Source organism: uncultured Halomonas sp. (assembly GCF_947501415.1).
GTDB lineage: Bacteria > Pseudomonadota > Gammaproteobacteria > Pseudomonadales > Halomonadaceae > Halomonas.
Window position 1 is genome coordinate 51,095 of sequence record NZ_CANMVL010000014.1, and the last position, 22,269, is coordinate 73,363.

Annotated in this window: 18 protein-coding genes; 8 read left to right on the top strand and 10 right to left on the bottom strand. The window is 65.3% G+C overall.

Going from position 1 to position 22,269, the window contains the following annotated elements; genetic code table 11:
* Positions 1-6: 6 nt before the first annotated feature.
* Positions 7-1,221, bottom strand: a complete 1,215-nt coding sequence (locus Q0894_RS11335; RefSeq protein WP_299235343.1) for a methyltransferase — start codon at positions 1,219-1,221, stop codon at positions 7-9.
* A gap of 25 nt (positions 1,222-1,246) precedes the next feature.
* Entirely contained in the window at positions 1,247-2,218 is a 972-nt protein-coding gene (locus Q0894_RS11340) for a DUF523 and DUF1722 domain-containing protein (RefSeq protein WP_299235346.1), read from the bottom strand.
* Positions 2,219-2,523: 305 nt separating this feature from the next.
* Between Q0894_RS11340 and rraA the strand changes: the two genes are divergently transcribed.
* On the top strand, positions 2,524-3,051 hold the full coding sequence (rraA, locus tag Q0894_RS11345; RefSeq protein ID WP_299235349.1) for a ribonuclease E activity regulator RraA: 528 nt from the start codon (positions 2,524-2,526) through the stop codon (positions 3,049-3,051).
* Positions 3,052-3,081: 30 nt separating this feature from the next.
* Positions 3,082-4,980, top strand: coding sequence for a glycerophosphodiester phosphodiesterase family protein (locus Q0894_RS11350; RefSeq protein WP_132042597.1), 1,899 nt, complete (start codon positions 3,082-3,084; stop codon positions 4,978-4,980).
* 65 nt (positions 4,981-5,045) lie between these two features.
* On the opposite strand, the gene ggt is transcribed toward Q0894_RS11350, so the two are convergent.
* On the bottom strand, positions 5,046-6,881 hold the full coding sequence (gene ggt / locus Q0894_RS11355; RefSeq protein WP_299235353.1) for a gamma-glutamyltransferase: 1,836 nt from the start codon (positions 6,879-6,881) through the stop codon (positions 5,046-5,048).
* A gap of 184 nt (positions 6,882-7,065) precedes the next feature.
* Here ggt and Q0894_RS11360 point away from each other — a divergent pair, with 184 nt between their 5' ends.
* Positions 7,066-7,935 carry a glycine betaine ABC transporter substrate-binding protein gene (locus Q0894_RS11360; protein ID WP_299235356.1) on the top strand — a complete coding sequence of 290 codons (870 nt, stop codon included), beginning with the start codon at positions 7,066-7,068 and terminating at the stop codon, positions 7,933-7,935.
* A gap of 370 nt (positions 7,936-8,305) precedes the next feature.
* Here Q0894_RS11360 and ppsA read toward each other — a convergent pair whose 3' ends face one another.
* Positions 8,306-10,678 (bottom strand): phosphoenolpyruvate synthase, encoded by a 2,373-nt coding sequence (gene ppsA / locus Q0894_RS11365; protein WP_299235359.1) that lies wholly within the window; start codon positions 10,676-10,678, stop codon positions 8,306-8,308.
* 431 nt (positions 10,679-11,109) lie between these two features.
* On the opposite strand from ppsA, the gene Q0894_RS11370 reads away from it, so the two are divergent.
* The gene (locus Q0894_RS11370) at positions 11,110-11,943 is read left to right on the top strand and encodes a pyruvate, water dikinase regulatory protein (RefSeq protein ID WP_132042592.1); all 834 of its coding nucleotides are present in this window, start codon (positions 11,110-11,112) and stop codon (positions 11,941-11,943) included.
* A 64-nt stretch (positions 11,944-12,007) separates the two neighbouring features.
* Here Q0894_RS11370 and Q0894_RS11375 read toward each other — a convergent pair whose 3' ends face one another.
* The 5 genes from Q0894_RS11375 to purU form a co-directional block, all read right to left on the bottom strand.
* Complete coding sequence (locus Q0894_RS11375; protein ID WP_299235364.1) at positions 12,008-13,213, bottom strand: CaiB/BaiF CoA-transferase family protein; 1,206 nt, start codon at positions 13,211-13,213, stop codon at positions 12,008-12,010.
* A gap of 163 nt (positions 13,214-13,376) precedes the next feature.
* The gene (locus Q0894_RS11380; protein WP_161423535.1) at positions 13,377-14,558 is read right to left on the bottom strand and encodes an acyl-CoA dehydrogenase; all 1,182 of its coding nucleotides are present in this window, start codon (positions 14,556-14,558) and stop codon (positions 13,377-13,379) included.
* A 99-nt stretch (positions 14,559-14,657) separates the two neighbouring features.
* Entirely contained in the window at positions 14,658-16,022 is a 1,365-nt protein-coding gene (locus Q0894_RS11385; protein ID WP_299235369.1) for an MATE family efflux transporter, read from the bottom strand.
* Positions 16,023-16,027: 5 nt separating this feature from the next.
* Complete coding sequence (locus tag Q0894_RS11390; RefSeq protein ID WP_132042584.1) at positions 16,028-16,699, bottom strand: energy-coupling factor ABC transporter permease; 672 nt, start codon at positions 16,697-16,699, stop codon at positions 16,028-16,030.
* A gap of 12 nt (positions 16,700-16,711) precedes the next feature.
* A complete protein-coding gene (gene purU, locus Q0894_RS11395; RefSeq protein ID WP_132042582.1) occupies positions 16,712-17,566 on the bottom strand; it encodes a formyltetrahydrofolate deformylase in 855 nt (284 codons plus the stop codon).
* 226 nt (positions 17,567-17,792) lie between these two features.
* Here purU and Q0894_RS11400 point away from each other — a divergent pair, with 226 nt between their 5' ends.
* From Q0894_RS11400 to Q0894_RS11415, 4 genes are all read left to right on the top strand, one after another.
* A complete protein-coding gene (locus Q0894_RS11400) occupies positions 17,793-18,560 on the top strand; it encodes an amino acid ABC transporter substrate-binding protein (protein WP_161422398.1) in 768 nt (255 codons plus the stop codon).
* A gap of 17 nt (positions 18,561-18,577) precedes the next feature.
* The gene (locus tag Q0894_RS11405; RefSeq protein ID WP_132042579.1) at positions 18,578-19,252 is read left to right on the top strand and encodes an amino acid ABC transporter permease; all 675 of its coding nucleotides are present in this window, start codon (positions 18,578-18,580) and stop codon (positions 19,250-19,252) included.
* Entirely contained in the window at positions 19,249-20,010 is a 762-nt protein-coding gene (locus Q0894_RS11410; RefSeq protein ID WP_132042577.1) for an amino acid ABC transporter ATP-binding protein, read from the top strand. Before Q0894_RS11405 ends, Q0894_RS11410 begins: the two co-directional genes overlap by 4 nt.
* 168 nt (positions 20,011-20,178) lie before the next feature.
* A complete protein-coding gene (locus Q0894_RS11415; protein ID WP_299235449.1) occupies positions 20,179-21,789 on the top strand; it encodes a ribonuclease J in 1,611 nt (536 codons plus the stop codon).
* Positions 21,790-21,890: 101 nt separating this feature from the next.
* Here Q0894_RS11415 and Q0894_RS11420 read toward each other — a convergent pair whose 3' ends face one another.
* Positions 21,891-22,181, bottom strand: a complete 291-nt coding sequence (locus Q0894_RS11420; protein ID WP_299235381.1) for a hypothetical protein — start codon at positions 22,179-22,181, stop codon at positions 21,891-21,893.
* Positions 22,182-22,269 lie beyond the last annotated feature (88 nt).

Sequence of the window (22,269 nt, forward strand, 5' to 3'; positions counted from 1 at the left end):
CGCCGCTCAATACGGGCGCGGGCGCCGCGCCCGGATCAGCAGGTTACGCGGCGTAAGCTCGCGCTCGCAGAAGGTGCCAAGCTCGGCGTCGTAGCCGGCCTCCTCGAGGAAGACCAGGCGGTCCAGCGCCAGCCAGATTTCCAGGGGGCGCCGAAACAGGTGACGCACCAGCTCCAGGCACGTCACCTCCCGCTGGCGGCGCTGCCCCCACGCCTCATGGGCGGCCCAGTCGATGCCACCGGGCAGCGTGATACCCTTGCGGCTCGCGGCCCAACGACAGAACGCCTCGAAGGTCACCGGCATGCGGCCATAGGCCAGGCTCGGCACCGGCAGATAGTCGTCGATGCCGCGAACCTCGCGCTGCAAATGGTCGAAACCAAGCCGCCAGGCTCCCGCCCGCCGGCGATGACGCCGGTCATGTCGAGGAGCGGTAACCGTCTCCTGAACCGCCATGGACAGATCATCCCGGGAGAGTGCAAGCCGGAAGCGCGCCATGCCGTCGGCGCCGAGGCGCGAAAGCGGCCGATACCAGGCATCGGCGGTGCGCTGATAGCAGCATGGCGCCAGCGTCACCGCACACCCGGCGTCCACGACCCGCTCCAGCAGGCGGCGATGCAGATCCCCGCAGGCGTGCAGCGCACAGGCGTGGGTATTCGACGCCAGCCAGCGCTCGACGCCCGGCGCCATGACATCCTGTCGGGCCAGCACCACCGGCGCATTCTGGGCGTCGGCCAGCGCAGCGCCGCTCCTGCACAGGGTGGCATCCCACTCCAGCGCCGTGACCTCGACGCCGTGGTGACGCGCCAGGGTCCGGGCCAGATGCCCCTTGCCGGCGCACCACTCGAGCGGCGACTCCTCCTGGCGCAGGCGCACCCTGGGCAGGAAGGCCTGAACCTGGCGCCACTTGCGCCCCCCCATATGCGCCGCCCAGCGCTCCGGCAGCCCCTCCCCCTCTGCCGATAGCCGCGGCAGGCGAGTCAGCGCCTCGAGCTCCGCCACCGGCAACCAGTCGGCCAGGGGCGAATCAATGAAGGGCGTCTCCTGGAGGCGCGCCGCCTCGGCATCGGAGAGCGCCAGCAGCGCCTCGGCCATGGCGGACCACTCGGCTGGCCAGGGTAGCCCTGGGTGTTGAAACGGCAGCGGGTGCCATAGCGGTCGCCAAGTGGCGAGCAGCTCGGTCAGGCGCTCGAGGCGCCGGGCCGGACTCCACGGATCGGACACAGGTTCTCCCGGGGCGGGTCGAGGATCAGATGGTATTGCGCAACCCCAGCTCGTAGGGGTGCGGGTTCAGGTAGGTCTGGGCACGGATATAGTCGGAGCCATGCCGCTTCAGATAGTGGCTGAGCAGGCGAATCGGCACCGCCAGATGCACATGTCCCTGCCGGTAGTCATCGATGGCGGTCAGCAGGTCCTGCTTGGTCTCCCCATCCACCGCCCTCTTGAGGTAGCCGAAGACATGCATCAGCGCATTGGTATGGGTCTTGCGGGTGGCGGGTTTCGCCAGAGCCGTCATGAAACGCTCCAGGTAGTGCGCCAACGACGCCTCGAGAGGCTGCTTGCTGGCGTCGGCCAGATAGCGCCCCAGCTCCCGATAGGCCTCCACGTCGTGGGCCATCAACAGATACTTCTGACGGCTATGGAACTGCAGCAGCTCATGATAGCTGGGGGCGACCTCCAGATGGCGCTTCCAGTCGTCGTAGGCGTAGACGCGGGTGATGAAGTTCTCGCGCAGCACGGCGTCGTTCATGCGCGCCTCCTCCTCCAGAGGCAATTCCGGGAAGTGACGGCGAAGCTCGCGCACGAAGGCGCCGGCATCCGAGTGGCTGGGCATGCCATTGTCGGGACGGTAGACCTTGACCCGCTCCAGGCCGCAGCTCGGTGAGCCCTTCATTAGGATAAAGCCACGCAGATGCCGGTGGCGGGCGATAAACTCGCGACTCACGCTGGTGAGCCGCTCGGTGACATCCAGCTCGGGGTCACGCGTGCCCACCACACGCGGCTCCTCTCCCTCGAGGCCAACCATGCGGATGGGCTCACGCGGCACGCCCAGTCCCGCCTCGAGCTCGGGGCAGAAGGGCTCGAACGCGAAACGCTCACCGAGCACCTCCAGACAGTAGCGTGATCGCTTGTGGCCCCCGTTGTAGCGTACCTCCTCCCCCGTCAGACAGGCGCTGATCCCCACCGGAATCCGTTGTTCAGCCTTACCCTTGTCACCCATGATCACGCTCCTCGCCCTTCGACGCTCTCAGCCTGGCCGCATTTATTCTCTTATTGTGTCATAGCCGATACCACCATGCGTCCCAGGGCTTTCGCAGTAGCAGGAATCGAGGGGCGCTGGGGGCAAGCCGAAGAGGAGGTCCGAGGACCAGGGACGGCCGAGGTAGCGTACAGGGAGGTATTTACAGCGCCTCCTAGGAGGCTTGTCGCCAGATCAGCCCCGGGCTCGGGCTACCGAGTTGCCAAGCTATCTGCGAAAGCCCTGTAACGGCCACGCTTTCGAGCGATGATATTCGGGCGGTCGGTATGGCATCATCGAGACTCCCTCATCAAGCAAGGAGCCCAGCCGTGAGCCAGATCGTCACTCCGGATATCTGCGACGCCCATCCCGAGGTGCGCGCCCTCGACCCGCTGTTTATCAACTTCGGTGGCCGCGAGGCCTTCTGTGGCCCGATTCGTACCGTCAAGTGCTTCGAGGACAACTCCCTGGTCAAGCAGGCCGTGGCCGAACCCGGCGAAGGCGCCGTGCTGGTGGTGGATGGCGGCGGCTCTCAGCGCTGCGCCATGCTCGGCGATATGCTGGCCGAACAGGCGGCCGGTAACGGCTGGAGCGGCGTGATCCTGTATGGCTGCGTGCGTGATGTCGATGTGCTCGCTGAGATCGACCTCGGCGTTCAGGCACTCGGTGCCCACCCGCGCAGAAGCGAGAAGCACGGTGAAGGGCGGCGCGATGTCCCGGTGACCTTCGCCGGCGTCACCCTCACCCCCGGCCAGTGGCTCTACGCCGACAACAACGGCATCCTGGTCGCCGACGAGCGCCTGCCCCTCGACTGATACCCTCTCGACGAACGTCCGGAGCCTGACATGCTGGCGCTCACCAGCCTGAGCCGAGACCTCCTGCGCAGCCTGAGAGACCATCTGCGCCCGCTGGTGGCCTACCACCTGTTCTTTACCCTGCTGGCCTCCAGCCTGCTGCTGCCAGCCGTGGCCTGGAGCCTGACCAGTCTCGTGGGTCGCTTCGGGCGCACGGTGATCAGCGGCGCCGAGCTGCTCGACCTGCTGCTGAGCCCGGCGGGCGTCCTATGGCTACTGGCGGCCACCGGGCTTACCTTCCTGGTGCTCTACCTGCAGCAGGCGGGGATGATCCTGGTGGCGGCCCGCCCCCGCGACCGCCATGTGCGCCTGGCCTTCGAGGCGTTGTGGTGGTCCCTGCATCGCCTGCCGGCGCTGGCCGGGCTGGTCGTCATTCAGGTCGGGACCCACCTGCTGCTGATACTGCCGGTCGCCCTCGCCCTGGTCTGGCTGCATGGCGCCCTGCTTGGCGGCCTCGACCCCTATTATGTGCAGCGTGTGAGACCGCCGGCGCTCTGGCAGTTCCTCGCCCTGGGACTTCCCCTGGTGGCGGCCTGGGCATGGCTCGCCGCCTGCCTCTATGTGCGCTGGATCCTGGCCCTGCCGCTGGTGGCACTGGAGGCCCTCTCGCCGCGTCGCGCCCTGCTGCACAGCGCCCGCCTGACGCACGGGAAGCGGCGCACCATCGCCGTGATCACCCTTGCCCTGCTGGCACTGATCCTGATCCTGCCGATCCTGGTCACCCTCGCCTTCGACTGGCTGATTACCCCTCTGCTGTGGTGGCTGCCGGAGCGCAACGCCGTGCTGATCCCGGCCACCCTGGCCTATCTGACCGCCTATGTGCTGGTGACCCTGGCGATCACCTTCGCCGGCATCGCCGCCAACGCGCTGCTCTCGACGTGTCTCTATCTTCGCCTGACCCACCGCGAGGCGCGTCCCGCACCGCCTCCCGCCGATGCCCATCCCGGCCGCCTGGCCTGGATGGTGGAGCTGGGCGTGGTGCTCTTCGCCGTGTGGCAGGCCTGGTTGATCGTCAACAGCTTCACGCTGCAGGACGAGGTGACCGTGATCGCCCATCGCGGCAGCTCCCTGGACGCCCCCGAAAACACCCTGCCGGCGATTCACCGCGCCCTGGACGATGGCGCCGACATGGTCGAGCTCGACGTACGCCTGACCCTCGATCACCAGGTGGTGATCTACCACGACAGCAGTCTGCAGCGCCTGACCGGCGACCCTCGGCGGATCGGCGAGCTCGAGCGCGAGACCCTGGCCAATGTCGATGTTGGCAGCTGGTTCGGCGACCCCTTCGTGGGCGAGACCATTCCCGGCCTGGATGAAGCACTGGCTGCGGTACGCGGCCGCAGCGGCCTGATGATCGACCTGAAGACCGACCCTGCTCGGGAACAGGCCCTGGTCGATGCGGTGGTCGATGAGCTGAGGCAGGAGCAGGCGGCGCGCTATCGCTGCCTGGCCGACAGGGTAACGGGAACGGCGAAGATGAGCGGGGCGGAGCCTATCTGCGGCAACCCCGACATCACGGCCGAGATCCGCCTGGCCACCACATCGCCAAGCCTGGCGCGGATGATCGAGACGCGCCACCCCGAACTGCGGGTGACCCTGCTGGCCCAGCTGATCCTGCCCGGCAGTCTGGAGCGTCGAAGTCTGGATGCCCTGGGCCTGCGCCACAACCGCATCGACGAGCAGGAGGTCAACCTGGCGAAGCGTTATGGCTACGAGCTCCACGCCTGGACCACCAACAATCGTTCACGCATGTCGCAGCTGATCGACATGGGCGTGGACGCCATCATCACCGACCGTCCCGCCCTCCTCGCGGAGCTGGTCGCCGAGCGCCGAGAGCTCGGCGATGGCGCCCTGCTGCTGATCAAGCTGCATAACTGGCTCAGGCAATAGGGGGCGAACCCCGCCCCTCTCTCCTCGAACCTCGAACCTCGAACCTCGCCCCTCGAACCTCGTCCCTAATCTCCCATCACCACCCCTTCACGGCGTGGATCGGCGCCGCCGAACCAGCCCTCTTCCGTGCGCTGGATGGCCTGCAGGCCGCTGGTCAACTCCCGCTCCTCAAGCTCGTGACCACGCTCGCGCAGCGCCTGCTGGATAGCCGCCGGGAAGCGCCCTGCCTCCAGATAGACCGGCCCGCCCAGGGTAATGGCGTGGGGCAGGTCCAGCGCCTGCTGGGCATTCAGCCCCCAGTCGAGCATCGCCACCAGCGAGCGGGCGGTATGGTGAATGATCCCCGCGCCCCCGGAGGAGCCCAGGCTCGCCACCAGCTCACCGCTCTCGCGATCGAAGACCAGGGTCGGGCTCATGCTCGAGCGTGGGCGCTTGCCGGGCTCTACCCGGTTGGCGATGGGAGTGCCTTCCTCATCCGTGGGGGCGAAGGAGAAGTCGGTCAGCTGATTGTTGAGCAAAAACCCTCCGGGCATGCCGGTGCCCCCATCGGAGAGGATGCGTGCCCCGAAGGCCTGCTCGATGGAGCCGGTCATGGCCAGGGCATTGCCATGGGCGTCGATGATGCTGATATGGCTGGTGCCATGCTCGGGCTGGGTCGGCTGCACCGCCCAGGCGGTGGCCAGGCTGCCGGGATTGCCCGGGCTTGCTCCACCGCTGCCCATGCTCTGTCCCGCCTCGATCAGCTCGGCACGCTCCTCCAGGTAGTCAGGCACCAGCATCAGCGTCCAGTCCTGCCCGGGTGCCTCGACGAAGTCCGGGTCGGCGATATAGCGTCCTCGATCGGCGAAGGCCAGCCGCGATGCCTCGAGGAAGCGGTGCAGCCACTCGACATCGGGAAGCCCGTCGTTCAGATCGACCTCGAGGGCAGGCAGCTGCTCCATGATGCCGAGGACCTGCATCATGGACAGATGCCCCGACGAGGGGGGTGGAAACCCGCATATCCGATAGTCCCGCCAGTCGGTACACATAGGCTCGCGCTCCAGCGCCGAGTAGGTGGCCAGATCCTCGAGACTCAGAGTGCCCGGAATATCAGGATGGTGCTGGACCCGCGCCACGATATCCTCGGCGACCCTGCCGGTATGCAACGCCGTGCTCTTCTCGGCGGCGATCTTATCGAGCGTCACGGCCAGGGCCGGATTCTTGAGCCGGTGTCCCGGTGGCAGCGGTTCGCCCTCTGCGGTGTAGTAGAACTCCGCCGCCCGGTCGTCGTCGCGCAGGGCGTCGGTGTCGGCGATGCTTTGATGCAGTCGCGGACTCACGACAAATCCCTCGTCGGCCAGGGTAATCGCCGGCTCGAAGAGCTCGGCCCAGGGCAGCTTGCCATGCGCCTTGTGGGCCATCTCCAGCATGCGCAGGGTGCCGGGAACACCGACCGAGCGGCCGCTGGCCACCGCCTCCGCGAACGCCAGGGGCTCGCCCTCCCCATCGAGAAACAGCGTCTCGTCCACCGCGGCGGGTGCGCTCTCGCGCCCATCATAGGCCATGACCTCTTCGCCATCGTGATACATCAGGAAGGCGCCACCGCCGATGCCGCTGGACTGAGGCTCCACCAGGGTCAGCACCATCTGCACCGCGATGGCGGCATCGATGGCCGAGCCGCCGGCCTCGAGAATCTGGTAGCCGGCGTCGGCGGCCAACGGGTTGGCGGCAGCCACGGCGAACTTCCGGGTAGCCCAGCCGGGCTTCTCCTCGCTTCCCGAGCTGGTTTCCGGCGCGACCTCAGGACGCTGATATTCGAACTCCGTCTCACCCAGGACGGTGAACGGCAGACCGACCAGCAGCGAGATGGCAAGCCGAAACAGCAGTCGGCGGCGGAAGGGCGTGGCTGCTGAAGTGCCCATGGGACGGCTCCTTGTCATCGGATGGATCAAAGAGTCTGTCAGCATAGCCGAAGGAGATCCATGCGACGCCCCTGTCGCTGCCGAGATGCCACTCCAGGTACCCCAGCGGATTCGTCATCGCACGAGAACAGGTATCATAGGGACCGACGACCGCTTCCCCTGTCCTCTGCTGGAGATGTTTGTAATGACTTTGCGTTCGCTGCTCGCTTCCACCGGCCTGCTGCTCGGCGCCATCAGCCCGATGGCCCAGGCCGACACCCTGCGCCTGGGCATCGGTGAGTGGGCCACCGGGCAGGCCAGCACCTATGTGCTCAAGGCGGTACTCGAGGACGCCGGCCATGAGGTGGAGATCCGCTCGGTAAGCCTGGCCGCCATCTGGCAGGGCCTCTCCGTCGGCGAGCTGGATGCCTTTACCGGCGCCTGGCTGCCGGTGACCCAGGCCAGCTACCGCGCCTCCGTGGGCGACAAGGTCGAGGATCTCGGCCCCAACCTCAGTGATGCCCGAGTCGGCCTGGCCGTTCCCAGCTATGTCGAGGCGAGCTCCATTGCGGATCTGGCCGAGGCCGGCGACGCCTTCGATCGGCGCATCCACGGCATCGATCCGGGTGCCGGCATCATGGCCCTGACCGAGCAAGCCATGGCGGCCTACGGCCTCGACGACTGGCGGCTGGTCGCCGGCAGCGATGCGACCATGAGCAAGACCCTGGAAGCGGCGACGGAGCGCCAGGACCCCATCGTCGTCACCGCCTGGGCCCCGCACCCGGTCTTCGCGGGTCAGTCGCTGCGCTATCTCGAGGACCCCCAGGGCCTCTACTCCCAGGAGGAGAGCATCCACACCATCACGCGCCTGGGCCTCGCCGAGGAGAAGCCGGAGGCCGCCGCCATCCTGGACCGCTTCGCCTGGAGCGCCGATGACGTTCAGGAGCTGATGGAGGCCAACCAGGCCAACGGCGATTACGAGGCCAACGCCCGCGCCTGGGTCGAGGCACACCCCGAGCTTGTCGCAGAGTGGTTGGGAGAGCGGTTGGAAGAGAGTCCGAGCGAAGAGGACTGAGACTCCCGTCCGCCCCGTCCCGAAAATAAGGTTCATCGCAAACTAGTATGAATCCGTTCGGCAGTGAGCATTGGGAGGCCAGGGTAAATTGTGGGAGGCCGGCTCGGCCGGGCGAATGGAGGCCAACGGCCTCCCGGTAAGGGCACAGTACTGGGCAACACTACCAAGGCGCCTGTCGGCGCCATCGCCCGGGGAACCCGGCCTCCCACAGGGTGGCGAACCCACCAGTGGGTAGCGGAGCATCCCCCACCTACAGGTTTCACATCAGTCTGCGATGAATCGAAAGTAACGGCAGAACGGCACACTACGACGACAATGCCCGGCCAAAAGCCGGGCATTGTCGCAACTAGCACTTATTCCTTCTCAACACCTAGCCGATGGTTTCTCCGGCCAGCATGAACCAGGTCTCGAGCACGGCATCGGGGTTGAGCGATACCGAATCGATACCCTGCTCCATCAGCCACTTGGCGAGATCGGGGTGGTCCGAGGGGCCCTGGCCGCAGATGCCGATATACTTGCCCTGAGCCTTGCAGGCCTGGATGGCCATGGCCAGCAGCTTCTTCACCGCCGGGTTCCGCTCCTCGAACAGGTGCGCCACGATACCGGAGTCACGGTCCAGCCCCAGGGTGAGCTGGGTCAGGTCGTTGGAGCCGATGGAGAAACCATCGAAGTACTCCAGGAACTCCTCGGCCAGCAGGGCGTTGGCCGGCAGTTCACACATCATGATGACCTTGAGACCATTGTCACCACGCTTGAGGCCGTTGGCGGCCAGCAGGTCGATCACCTCGCTGGCCTCCTCGGTGGTGCGCACGAAGGGCACCATGATCTCGACGTTGTCCAGGCCCATCACCTCGCGGACTCGCTTGAGGGCGCGACACTCCAGCTCGAAACACTCGCGGAAGCTGTCGGAGATATAGCGAGAGGCGCCGCGGAAGCCGAGCATCGGGTTCTCCTCCCCCGGCTCGTAGAGCTTGCCACCGATCAGGTTCTCGTACTCGTTGGACTTGAAGTCAGACAGGCGCACGATGACCCGCTCCGGGTAGAAGGCCGCGGCCAGGGTGGAGATCCCCTCCACCAGCTTGTCGACATAGAACTCCACCGGGCTGTCGTAGCCGGCGGTGCGCAGCTCGATGGTCTGCTGCAGCTCCTCGGGCAGGGTGTCGAAATCAAGCAGCGCCTTGGGGTGCACGCCGATCATGCGGTTGATGATGAACTCCAGGCGTGCCAGGCCCACACCGGCATTCGGCAGGCTGGCAAAGCCGAAGGCACGGTCGGGGTTGCCGACGTTCATCATGATCTTGAAGGGGATCTCGGGCATGGCATCGACGCTGGTGACCTGGCGGTCGAACGCCAGCAGCCCCTCGTAGACATGCCCCGCATCGCCCTCGGCACAGGAGACGGTGACATCGCGACCATCGGCGAGTATCTCGGTGGCATCACCGCAGCCCACGACCGCCGGGATGCCCAGCTCACGGGCGATGATCGCCGCGTGGCAGGTCCGGCCACCGCGATTGGTGACGATGGCCGAGGCACGCTTCATGATCGGCTCCCAGTCGGGATCGGTCATGTCGGTGACCAGCACATCGCCGGCGTTGACCTTCTCCATGTCATCCGGCGAGAACACCACCTTGACGGTACCGCTGCCGATGCGCTGGCCGATGGCTCGGCCGCTGACCAGGTTGCGCCCCTTCTCCTTGAGCTGGAAGCGTTCGAGCTTGCCACCCTGCTGCTGGGAGACCACGGTCTCGGGACGCGCCTGAACGATATAGAGCTTGCCGTCATCGCCATCCAGCGCCCACTCGATATCCATGGGACGCTGATAGTGCTGCTCGATGGTCACCGCCTGGCGAGCCAGCGCCATCACCTGCTCATCATCGATACAGAAGCGGCCGCGCTCCTTGAGCGGCACATCCACGGTCTCCACCGACTTGCCGGCACTGGCCTCCTGGCCGTAGACCATCTTGATCAGCTTGGAGCCCAGGTTGCGGCGCAGCACGGCGGGCCGGCCGGCGGCCAGGGTCGGCTTGTGCACGTAGAACTCGTCGGGGTTCACCGCCCCCTGCACCACGGTCTCACCGAGGCCCCAGGAGGCGGTGACGAAGACCGCATCGCGATAGCCGGACTCGGTATCGAGGGTGAACATCACGCCGGAGGCACCGGTCTCGGAGCGCACCATCTTCTGGACGCCGGCGGAGAGCGCCACGTTCTCGTGGGCGTAGCCACGATGCACGCGATAGGAGATGGCGCGGTCGTTGAACAGCGAGGCAAACACCTCATGCACGGCGCGCTTGATATTGTCGAAGCCCTCGATATTGAGGAAGGTCTCCTGCTGGCCGGCGAAGGAGGCATCGGGCAGGTCCTCGGCGGTGGCCGAGGAGCGCACCGCCGCCTTGAGGTTGGGATGCCGGGCAAGCAGCGTCTCGTAGGCGCTGCGCAGGTGCTGCTCGAAGGTCGGGGGCAGAGGGGTGTCGATGATCCATTGACGGATCTGGGCGCCAACCCGAGCCAGCTCGGCAACATCATCCACATCGAGGGTGGCCAGCGCCTGGTTGATCCGCTCGTTGAGGCCCTCGTGGGACAGGAATTCGCGGTAGGCGTGGGCGGTAGTGGCGAAGCCACCGGGTACGGTAACCCCCGCGCCAGCCAGGTTGGAGATCATCTCGCCGAGGGAAGCGTTCTTGCCCCCCACGCGTTCCACATCGTCCATGCCCAGCTCATCGAACCACAGAATGTAATCGTCCACGGGACCCCCTTGGCTAGCGACGAAGAGTCGTCATGCCAGTGGGCATGACGGAATGCTGGCGACTCTACCAAGCGATCGCAATATTCGCCATTGGTCTAATAGCGAAGTCACTGGAGGATTTTTACAACACCGTCCACTTTCCGAGCGATTCTGTAGTCTGCTGCAAAAATCACGGGGCACTGTAGGGATACCGCAGTTACCGACAGGATGATAGTGAAAGGCGCCGGGGATAGGACGGAGAGGGGGTCCGAGGACCAGGGATGGCCGAGGTAGCCTACAAGGAAGTACTCGTAGCGCCCCCTCGACGGCCTGTCGCCGGAATAGCCTTGAGCGGTGCTGCTATCTGCGCTAACCCTACGGGCGCTGGGGCGGCTTGTCGTGGAAGGCATGGAGGCCGACAATGAGGCTTTTATCGACCAAGCGATTCCACCATGACCCGTACCGCCTTCTTTATCTCCGACGGCACCGGCATCACCGCCGAGAGCCTGGGCCGCAGCCTGCTGGCGCAGTTCGAGAACCTCGAGATCCGCATGATCACCAAGCCCTATATCGACACCCTCGAGAAGGCTCACGAACTGGTGGAGGTGATCAACGGGGTGGCGGTGCGTGACGGCGAGTCACCGATCATCATCGACACCATCGTCGACAGCAATATTCGTCAGATCATCAGCGATTCCGACGGCTTCAACATCGACATCTTCTCGACCTTCCTCGAGCCCCTGGAGCAGGAGCTCAAGACCCACTCCAGCTACACCGTGGGGCGAACCCACTCCATCGGCAAGGATGAGGCCTACATGGACCGCATCCAGTCGGTGCACTTCGCCCTGGACAATGACGATGGCGCGCGCACCCATCAATACGACAAGGCCGATGTGATCCTGATCGGCGTGTCGCGCTGCGGCAAGACCCCCACCTCACTCTATCTGGCGTTGCAGTTCGGCATCCGCGCGGCCAACTACCCGCTCACCGAGGATGACCTCGATGAGGACGGCACCCTCAAGCTCCCCAGGGTGCTGGCCCCCTACCAGCGCAAGCTGTTCGGCCTGACCATCGATCCCAGACGGCTGGCGGCAATCCGCCACGAGCGCCGGCCCAACAGCCGCTACAGCTCCATGGATCAGTGTGTTCAAGAGGTGAGTCAGGCCGAGGGGGTCTACCGCCAGCTGCATATCCCCTTTATCGACACCACCCGCTTCTCGGTAGAGGAGATCTCCACCCGGATGATCGCCGAGATGGGGCTGGTACGGCGATTCTCACCGCGCTGAGAAACAAGAAACAAGGTTCGAGGGGCCGGCTCGCCCCTCGAACCTCGAACCTCGAACCACGTCCCTACCTGACGACTCCTGCCCGTCTTAATCTGGCAATATCATCGGCGGTCAGCCCCATCTCGGCAAGCAGGGCGTCGCTGTCCTGGCCCAGGCGCGGCGGGGCCAGTTCGCTGGTGGCGGAGGCACCATCGAAGCGCAACGGATTGGCCACCTGGGGCACCTCGAGTTCACCTCGCCTCAGGGTGCGATACATCTCGCGATGCTGCACCTGGGGATCCTCGAACACCTCACTGAGGGTATTGATGGGCCCGGCCGGGATGCCGCGGGCCTCCAGTTCGGTGAGCCACTCATCCCGGGGGCGGGTGACGAGAATCGCCCGGATCAACGACACCAGCACTTCGCGATTGCCGACTCGGGCAGCGTTGGTGGCATAGGCCGGGTCGCGAGCCCACTCCGGGCGTTCCAGCAATGCGGCCAGGCGGGCGAACTGGGCGTCGTTGCCGACGGTCAAGGCCAGATACCCGTCGGCGCAGGCGAAGACCTGGTAGGGAACGATATTGGGATGGGCGTTGCCATGACGCTCCGGGTTCTTCCCGCTGACGAGAACATTGAGTGCCTGGTTGGCCAGGGTGGCCACCTGAACATCGAGCAGTGCCACATCCACATGGCGCCCCACACCGGTGCGCTCACGCTCCTGCAGCGCGGCCAGGACACCCACGGTGGCGTAGAGACCGGTCATCACATCGGTGATCGCCACCCCGGTCTTCATCGGCAGGCCATCGGCCTCCCCGGTCAGGCTCATCAGCCCACCCATGGCCTGGATCATGAAGTCGTAGCCGGCGCGGTGGGCATAGGGGCCATCCTGACCGAAGCCGGTAATGGAGCAACCGATCAGGCGCGGGTTGAGCGTGTGCAGGCTGGCATAGTCGAGGCCGTACTTGGCGAGACCACCGACCTTGAAGTTCTCCAGCAGGATGTCAGCGCCTTCCGCCAGCCTGCGCACCAGCGCCTGACCCTCCTCGGAGGCGATATCCACGGCCAGGGAGTGCTTGCCGCGGTTGGCACATAGGTAGTAGGCGGCGACTCGGTCGCGCTCGCTCTCCTCGGCCAGCCAGGGCGGTCCCCAGCCGCGGGTGTCGTCGCCCCGCTCGGGGTGCTCGACCTTGATCACCCGTGCACCCAGATCGGCCAGCAGCTGGCCCGCCCAGGGGCCCGCCAGCACCCGTGACATATCGAGCACCGTGATGCCCTCAAGCGGTCCACTCATCTGCAGCTCCTTGCTCACTCGGCGCTGATCCGGTAGCCAGCCTGCAGGGAGGCGCTATGAATACCTCCCTGTACACTACCTCGGCCATCCATGGTCCTCGGACCTCCCCTTCGGCTGGCTCCCGGCGCCCCTCGTTATCGTTATTCAGCTTCGTTGTGCTACGTCAGCCGGTAAAGGCCTGCAGACCGGTCTGAGCACGGCCCAGGATCAGGGCGTGGACGTCGTGGGTGCCCTCGTAGGTGTTGACCGCCTCGAGGTTCATCACGTGGCGAATCACATGATACTCATCGGAGATGCCGTTGCCGCCGTGCATATCGCGGGCCACCCGGGCGATATCCAGGGCCTTGCCGCAGTTGTTGCGCTTGATCAGCGAGATGGTCTCGGGCACCAGCTGGCCATCATCGATCATGCGGCCCACCCGCAGCGCCGCCTGCAGGCCCAGGGTGATCTCGGTCTGCATGTCGGCGAGCTTCTTCTGGATCAGCTGGTTGGCGGCCAGGGGGCGACCGAACTGCTTGCGCTCCAGGGTGTAGTCGCGGCTGGCGTGCCAGCACGCCTCGGCGGCGCCCATGGCGCCCCAGGCGATGCCGTAGCGGGCCCGGTTGAGACAGGAGAACGGTCCCTTCAGCCCCTTGACGTGGGGCAGGCGCTGCGCATCGGAGACCTCCACGTCCTGCATGGCGATCTGACCGGTGATGGAGGCGCGCAGGCTGAACTTGCCCTCGATCTTGGGCGCAGTCAGACCCGGCATGCCCTTCTCGAGGATAAAGCCGTTGATCACCCCCTCTTCATCCCTGGCCCAGACCACGAAGACATCGGCGATGGGCGAGTTGGTGATCCAGGTCTTGGTGCCGTTGAGGCGCCAGCCATTCTCGGTGCGAACGGCGCGCGTCGACATGCCACCCGGGTCCGAGCCGTGGTCAGGCTCGGTCAGGCCGAAGCAGCCGACCCACTCGCCGGTCGCCAGCCTGGGCAGATACTTCTCGCGCTGTTCCTCGCTGCCGAAGGCATGGATCGGATACATCACCAGGCTGGACTGCACACTCATGGCGCTGCGATAGCCGGAGTCGACCCGCTCCACCTCGCGGGCGATCAGCCCATAGCTGACGTAGTTGAGGCCGGCACAGCCATAGCCATCGATGGTCGCACCGAGCAGGCCCAGCTCGCCCATCTCGCTCATGATCTCGCGATGGAAGATCTCGTGGCGATTGGCCTCCAGCACCCGCGGCAGGAGCTTCTCCTGACAATAATCCTGGGCGGTCTGCTGGACCATGCGCTCCTCTTCCGAGAGCTGGTCGACGAGGCGGAAGGGGTCGTCCCAGGTAAGGGGGGTGATCTGGCTCATGGGGTGTCCTCGGTGGCGTGATCGGGCTTTAATGTCTACATTTTCATCAAATGTAGTGCAGAACCACGAGCCTGCCAAGCCCCTTGGCGATAAAAAAATCTACCGGTAACGGGAGAGGACCACCCGCGTCTGCCACCAGGCGATCGCTGCCATCAGCAGGTTGGCCATCAGCATGCCGGCGAAAACGCCGGTAGTGCCGGCCAGGCGCCCTCCCACCCAGGCCAGGGGCACGCTGAGCACGAACAGCCGCAACACCGAGAGCCGCATGGCCCGGGAAGGGCGATGCAGGGCATTGCAGGAAGATACCGCCAGGATCACCACGCCCTGGGCACCCAGCCCCAGCGGCACCAGCCACAGGAAGTGTCGCAGCACCTCGCCCACGGCCTGGCTTTCGGCATAGGCACTCACCAGCCAGGGGGCCAGCGCCTGCAGTACCATCCAGACCAGCAGCTGCCAGGCGAGCACGAACACGAAGCAGCCGAAGATGGCACGACGCACCCGAACGTACTGGCCGGCACCGGCGTTCTGACTGACCAGGGGCGATAGAGTCATGGAGAGGCCCAGCACGGCGATCTGGGCGAACGCCTCGAGGCGCGTGCCGACACCGAAGCCGGCCACGGCATTGTGCCCATGGCCGGCGACGATACGCGTCAGCAACCCCATGGCCAGCGGAGTGAACACACTGGTCAGCGCCGCGGGCCCGGCGATGCGCCCCAGCTCCCGCCACGACTCGAGCACTCCACGGCGGGTCATGCCGCGGATATCGATGAGGCCACGCAGCTCGCGCTGGAAGAGCAGGGCCACCGCCATCAGCCCCCAGCTCAGCACCGTGGCCAGGGCCGCCCCGGAGACTCCCATGGCCGGCAGCGGCCCGGCGCCGAAGATCAGCCACCAGTCCAGCACCACATTGATCACGGCGGCCAGCGCCATCATCACGCCCTGGGTCGCGGTATTGCCGTGGGCCCGCAGCAGGCTGTTGAGCACGCGTGGCACGATCATCGCCGCGGCCCCGAAGTACCAGACCCCCATATAGTCGCGAATATGCGGCATCAGCACGTCATCGGCCCCCAACAGCCGAAACAGCGGTTCGAGGCTCGCCAACCCCAGAAGGGTCATGACCAGGCCGACCATCAGCCCCAGCAGGGCGGCATCGGTGGCACGCCGTCGCACCACTTCGAATTCGCCACGCCCCAGCCGCCGCCCCACCACGGCGGAGGTGCCGATGCCCAGCCCGATGGCCAGGCTGATCACGGTAAAGACCACCGGAAAGGTGAACGACACCGCCGCCAGGGGTTCGGTACCCAGCCGCGAGATAAACCAGGTGTCCACCAGATTGAAGCTGAGCATGGCGATCATGCCGCCGATCACCGGCAGGGTCTTTCTCAGCAAGGTAGCGGCGATGGGACCTTCCAGCAGCTCGCGGCGAGCCGGTCGACGCGGCGCCACGCTAGAGGATGCACTCATGGGGCCTACTTGGTATCGATGTAACGGTGATCATTGAAGGTCGCCACCCAGTGCGGATGGTAGACCAGCAGTATGCTCATCAGCATGCCGGTGATGAACGCCTCCGAGGGCATCAGCAGTGGCAGGAAGCGGGCGTACTCCAGGGCCTGATAGAGGGCATGGACATCACTGGCGCCGAGCAGCATCAAGCCTACCGCGGAGAGACCGGCGGCCAGCGAGGACAGCGCGGCACCGAAGAAGCCGCAGACAAACAGAAACACCATCAGGTTGTCGGGCAGGTAACGATCCACCAGCCGCCAGACAAGCACCATGGTCAGCGCCGGCATGACACCGGTCACCAGCAGGTTGACCCCCAGCAGGGTCCAATCCACCCGACCGGTCACCACCATCGCCAGATTGACCAGCAGCAGCGAGAGCAGCGCCAGCGGCGCCTTGAACACCAACACCAGCAGCGCGGTAAACATCAGGTGCAGGGTCAGCCAGTCCACCGCCTGGGCGCGCAGCTGCCACATCAACAGTACCGCCACGGTGGCGGCCAGCCAGCGATGCTGCAACCCGCTATCGGCCAGCAGCATCCGCCACGGGCGCTGGGCCAGGGCCAATCCCAGCAGAACAAGGGCGACCAGGCTGGCACTCACCAGCAGCCAGGGCGCCAACACCGGTTCGGAGAAGGACATGACGTCTCCCGGTCAGGCGAAGACCACGGTCTTGTTGCCGTGGATCAGCACGCGATCCTCGATGTGCCAGCGCAACCCTCGCGCCAGCACCGCCTTCTCCACATCGCGACCGAAGCGCACCAGGTCGTCGGGGGTATGGCAGTGGCTGACACGATGGATATCCTGCTCGATGATGGGCCCGGCATCGAGTTCCGCGGTGACATAGTGGCAGGTGGCACCGATCAGCTTGACCCCCCGCTGATGGGCCTGATGATACGGCTTGGCGCCGGCGAAGCTGGGCAGAAAACTATGATGGATATTGATCACCCGGCCGGCATAGCGCTCGCACAGCGTCGGCGGGAGGATCTGCATATAACGCGCCAGCACCACACAGTCGGCGCGCACCTCCTCGACGATGCTCTCCACCTCATCGAAGGCGGCCTGCTTCTCATCCGAGGGTACCGGCACATGGTAATAGGGGATACCGTGCCACTCGACCAGGCCCCGCATGGTCTCGTGATTGGAGATCACCGCCGCGATCTCGCAGTCGATCTCCCCGGCGGTCCAGCGGTAGAGCAGGTCGACCAGGCAGTGTGACGCCTTCGACACCATCAGCACCACCCGTCGCCGCTGCCGGGTATCGGCCAGCGCCCAGGTCATGTCGAACTCCTCGGCAATGGGGCGAAACGCCTCGCGCAGCGTCTCGGGCGGCATGCCGATGGAGTCGGCCAGAATCTCGTAGCGCATGAAGAAACGCCCCGACTCGAGATCGGAGTGCTGGCTGGCCTCGGTGATCGAACCGCCGTGTCCGGCGATAAAGCCGGAGACGCGGGAAACGATCCCCACTCGATCGGGACAGGAAACCACCAGACGATAGTAATGTGACATCACAGGCTCCAGGCTGGGCGTAACGGGCGCGACAGTGTAGCGAAAACAACGGATTCCGGCACGCGTCAGAAACTGCCCCATAATCGACGCCATGCCTGATTCGATTACCAATATATAACTAACCGCTATTGGAGCTCCGCGACTATATTCTCTAGGTTGGGCATCCTGAAAAGCCATTACGCTACGTCGTCTTAGCGCTACTCCAGACACCATACGGGAGCACATCATGCTCAAGCGCATTGTCCTTACCACATTGGCCGCAGGTATCGTGACCGCCGGCCTGGCTCAGGCCGACGATGACACTATCGATGACACCATCAAGGTGGGCATGTCCGGCGGTTATTTCCCCTTCACCTTCGTCGAACAGGACAAGCTTCAGGGCTTCGAGGTCGATGTCATGGAAGCCGTGGCCGACGAGATGGGGGCCGAGGTCGAGTTCATCACGGCAAACTTCTCGGGCCTGTTCGGCATGCTCGAGTCCGGCCGCATCGACACCATCGCCAACCAGATCACCATTACCGAAGAGCGCACCGCCAAGTACGCCTTTACCGAGCCCTACGTCTATGACGGCGCTCAGGTCGTGGTCAAGAAGGGCAATGACGCGATCCAGTCCGTCGAGGATCTGAAGGGCAAGACCGTGGCCGTCAATCTCGGCTCCAACTATGAGGAGTTGCTGCGCGAGCTGCCCTACGCCGACGAGATCGACATCCGTACCTATGAGAGCAATATCGAGCAGGATACCGCCCTGGGCCGCGTCGACGCCTTTATCATGGACCGGGTGAGTGCCAGCCAGGTCATCAAGGAGAAACCCATGCCCCTGGCACTGGCCGGCAAGCCCTTCTCGCAGATTCGCAATGCCCTGCCCTTCCGTGACACCGAGGAGGATCGCGCCCTGCGTGACCGGGTCGACGCGGCCCTGGCCACCCTGCGTGAATCGGGCGAGCTGCGCACGATCTCGCAACAGTGGTTCGGCACCGACATCACCACCCCGTGATGCGCTGAGCCGCCCCCATGCCCGTACTCGATCTCGACTACATGCTGGGGCTGGTCCCCGTCCTGCTGCGCTATCTGCCGCTGACCCTGCAGATGGCAGCCGCAGGCATGGCGCTGGCCCTGGTGCTCGCCTGTGGCCTCGCCGTGATCCGCGTATTGCGGATCCCGGGGCTCAACGCCGCTACCCTGCTGTTCATCTCCTTCTTTCGCGGCACACCGCTGCTGGTGCAGCTGTTCCTGTTCTACTACGGCCTGCCCCAGCTGCTGGCCTTCCTGACCCAGATCAATGGCATTACCGCCACCATCATGGGCCTGACCCTGCACTTCTCGGCCTATATGGCGGAGTCGATCCGCGCCGCCATCGTCGGGGTCGATCGCAGCCAGACCGAAGCGGCACTCTCCATTGGCATGACCAATGGCCAGCTGATGCGACGCATCGTGCTGCCTCAGGCGACCCGCGTCGCGGTGCCCACGCTGATGAACTACTTCATCGACATGATCAAGGCCACCTCCCTGGCGTTTACGCTTGGGGTGACCGAGCTGATGGGCGCCACCCAGAAGGAGGCCGCCGGCAGCTTCCTCTACTTCGAGGCCTTTATCACCGTGGCACTCTTCTACTGGGTCATCGTCGAGCTGCTGGCCTGGTTTCAGCGGCGCCTGGAGACCCGGCTCAACGAGGCATATCGGCGATGATCAAGGTAGAGGGACTCATCAAGCGCTTCGGTGGAGTCGCCGTGCTCGACGGCATCGACCTGGCCATCGAACAGGGCGAGATCATCGTGGTCATCGGCCCCTCGGGAACCGGCAAGTCGACGCTGCTGCGCTGCCTCAACTTCCTCGAGAGGCCGGATGCCGGCCGGCTGACCATCGGGGACCTCGATGTCGATGTCACCCGGGCCAGCCGTGCCGATATCCTCACGGCACGCCGGCGAACCGCCTTCGTGTTCCAGAACTATGCGCTGTTTGCCAACAAGACGGCGCTTCAGAACATTGCCGAAGGGCTGATCGTGGTCAACCGCTGGCCGAAGGAGAAGGCCTTGGCGCGCGGCAGGGAGATCCTGGAGCGCATCGGGCTGGCCGACAAGGCCGACGCCTATCCCGCCTCGCTGTCCGGTGGCCAACAACAGCGTGTCGGCATCGGCCGCGCCATGGCGGCCCAGGCCGAGGTAATACTCTTCGACGAGCCGACCTCATCGCTGGACCCGGAGTGGGTCGAGGAAGTCCTCGGCTTGATGAAGCAGTTGGCCACAGAGCGCCAGACCATGCTGGTGGTCACCCACGAGATGAGCTTTGCCCGGGACGTGGCGGACCGGGTGATCTTCATGGAAGGAGGGCGCATCGTCGAGCAGGGACCACCCGACCAGCTCTTCGGTGCTCCCCGGGACCCGCGCACCCGCAACTTCCTGCGCAAGGTGCTCGCCAACCAGGTGTCGCTGGACGGCTCGAGCTGACGCCTGTATCCGGGGGGCGCGTTGTGACCTCCGGGGGCCTTCCCGTATAGTGAAACTGTCATATACCAGGAAGCCTCCTTCGTGATGCTCAAGTCTCGAGTCCAGATCCGCCCTCGCCGCCGCCCTCCCCTGCGCTTTCTGCCGCTGGGCGGCTGTGGCGAAATCGGCATGAACCTCAGCCTCTACGGTCATGGGGAAGGCCAGGATGCGGCCTGGATCGCGGTGGACTGCGGCATGATGATTCGCCAGGACCTTCCCGACTCGCCACTTCAGGTGCCCAACCTGGCCAGCCTGGAAACGCTCGGCATCGCGCCCAGAGCGCTGATCATCACCCATGGCCACGAGGACCATATCGGCGCCGCGGCCTGGCTGTGGCCGAAATGGGGCTGCCCCATCTACGCCACCCCGCTGGCGGCCGGCCTGCTGCGTGCCAAGTTCCATGAACGAGGGCTCGCCAGCGACGCCATCCAGGTGATCGAGCCCGGCGAGGCCATGGAGACCGGACCCTTTACCCTGCGCTTCCTGCCGGTGCCCCACTCGATTCCCGAGAGCTGCTCGCTGCTGATCGCCGCCGGCGAGCATCGCGTGCTTCACACGGGTGACTGGAAGCTGGACCCCGACCCGCTGCTCGGCGCCCCGATATCACCGGCCACCTTCCGCGCCCTGGCCCCGGTGGACCTGGTGGTCGGCGACTCCACCAACGCCCCGCTGCCCGGCGAGTCACGCAGCGAAGGCGAGGTGGCCAAGGCGCTGGATCACACCATCGCCCGCTGCAGGGGCCGCGTGGTGGTGACCTGCTTCGCCAGCAACCTGGCTCGGGTGCTCGCCATCGGCCGTGCCGCCGAACGCTGTGGTCGCCGGGTTAGCCTGATGGGGCGCTCTATGGAGCGCATGGTGGCCATCGCTCGGGGACTCGGCTATCTGGATGACTTCCCGCCCCTGGTGCCCACCAGCGATCTCGGCTACCTGCCCCCCGAGGAGGTACTGGTGATCGCCACCGGCAGCCAGGGGGAGCCACGCGCCGCCCTGCAGCGACTGGCCAGGGGCCGACATCGCTCCCTGGAGCTGGGCTCCGGCGACAGCGTGATCTTCTCGGCCAAGGCGATTCCCGGCAACGAGCTGCTGATCGAACGCCTCAAGAGAGGGCTGCGTCAGCTAGGCGTCGAGGTACTCGATGAATTCAACCACCCCGAGCTGCATGCCTCGGGCCACCCCGCCCAGGAGGAGCTGCGCACCCTCTATGGCTGGGTGAAACCCCGCCATCTACTGCCGGTTCATGGCGAACCCCGCCATCAACAGGCTCACCGCGAGCTTGCCGAGGCGCTCGGTATCCAGGCGCCGCTGTCGCCCCTGAACGGAGACATGATCCGCTTCGATGCCGATGGCCTCACCCTGGAGAGCCGTTACCCGCAGCCCCCCTGCATCGTCGATCAGAATGCCGTGGCACCGCTCCCCGGGCTGGGTGGCCAGCAAGGAAGGGAGAGCCGCCATGGCAGCCTCTATCTTGCGCTATCGGTAGCCGCCACCGACGAGGGCGGCTGGACACGCATCGGACGGCTGATGCTCGATGCCAGCGAAAGCCAGGCCTTCGACGAGACCGACCTGTGTGAATGGCTCGATGATGTCCTAAACTCACTACGAGTCGAAACACTGGCCGACCTGCGCCTGGCCCTGCAACCACGCCTGATGGGCTGGTTTGCCGACCGTCTACGACGCCTGCCCGAAATTCACCTGCAGATTCTCGCCATGGAGACGCCGACGGCCAGCCAGTCGGAGTAGTACCTCCCCCTGATATGAATAGGAAAGCCGCTCATCAAGAGCGGCTTCGTTACTCCCGCTGACGGGAACCCATCAGCCCGGTCGATTCCTCCCGGGATGACTTACTCCTTGCTGGCACTCTTGGGCGGACGTCCCCGCTTGCGACGCGGTGGCTCCACCACCAGATCATCCACGGAAAGCCCCGCCTCGTTGATCGCCTCGAGGATCTCGGAACGCTTGCGCTCCTTCTCGGCCTCCTCCTGCTGACGCTGCTGCTCCTCACCCTTTTTCTGTTCGATGACCTCCTCGATCACCTCGGCGAGCTTGTGCAGCTGCTCCATGCTGAGCTGACGTGCCGCGGCGCGTGCCACGTTCTTGTTTCGAGCGATGCGTTCCAGGGTTTCGCTGGACATCAGTCCCTCCTGAGCCGAATTAATGAGACGGTAACGTTACCTTACGCAGTGAAAAGTATATGCAGTCGCCACCGCTTGGCAAGAAAAG

Bases quoted from the DNA above. Each gene is read 5' to 3' on its own strand.
- Q0894_RS11405 (WP_132042579.1), top strand. From the start codon at position 18,578: ATGCCCGTACTCGATCTCGACTACATGCTGGGGCTGGTCCCCGTCCTG.
- Q0894_RS11410 (WP_132042577.1), top strand. From the start codon at position 19,249: ATGATCAAGGTAGAGGGACTCATCAAGCGCTTCGGTGGAGTCGCCGTG.
- Q0894_RS11385 (WP_299235369.1), bottom strand. From the start codon at position 16,022: ATGAGTGCATCCTCTAGCGTGGCGCCGCGTCGACCGGCTCGCCGCGAG.
- Q0894_RS11350 (WP_132042597.1), top strand. From the start codon at position 3,082: ATGCTGGCGCTCACCAGCCTGAGCCGAGACCTCCTGCGCAGCCTGAGA.
- Q0894_RS11380 (WP_161423535.1), bottom strand. From the start codon at position 14,558: ATGAGCCAGATCACCCCCCTTACCTGGGACGACCCCTTCCGCCTCGTC.
- Q0894_RS11340 (WP_299235346.1), bottom strand. From the start codon at position 2,218: ATGGGTGACAAGGGTAAGGCTGAACAACGGATTCCGGTGGGGATCAGC.
- Q0894_RS11375 (WP_299235364.1), bottom strand. From the start codon at position 13,213: ATGAGTGGACCGCTTGAGGGCATCACGGTGCTCGATATGTCACGGGTG.
- Q0894_RS11360 (WP_299235356.1), top strand. From the start codon at position 7,066: ATGACTTTGCGTTCGCTGCTCGCTTCCACCGGCCTGCTGCTCGGCGCC.
- rraA (WP_299235349.1), top strand. From the start codon at position 2,524: ATGGCATCATCGAGACTCCCTCATCAAGCAAGGAGCCCAGCCGTGAGC.
- Q0894_RS11400 (WP_161422398.1), top strand. From the start codon at position 17,793: ATGCTCAAGCGCATTGTCCTTACCACATTGGCCGCAGGTATCGTGACC.
- Q0894_RS11420 (WP_299235381.1), bottom strand. From the start codon at position 22,181: ATGTCCAGCGAAACCCTGGAACGCATCGCTCGAAACAAGAACGTGGCA.
- ggt (WP_299235353.1), bottom strand. From the start codon at position 6,881: ATGGGCACTTCAGCAGCCACGCCCTTCCGCCGCCGACTGCTGTTTCGG.
- purU (WP_132042582.1), bottom strand. From the start codon at position 17,566: ATGTCACATTACTATCGTCTGGTGGTTTCCTGTCCCGATCGAGTGGGG.
- Q0894_RS11415 (WP_299235449.1), top strand. From the start codon at position 20,179: ATGAACCTCAGCCTCTACGGTCATGGGGAAGGCCAGGATGCGGCCTGG.
- Q0894_RS11370 (WP_132042592.1), top strand. From the start codon at position 11,110: ATGACCCGTACCGCCTTCTTTATCTCCGACGGCACCGGCATCACCGCC.
- Q0894_RS11390 (WP_132042584.1), bottom strand. From the start codon at position 16,699: ATGTCCTTCTCCGAACCGGTGTTGGCGCCCTGGCTGCTGGTGAGTGCC.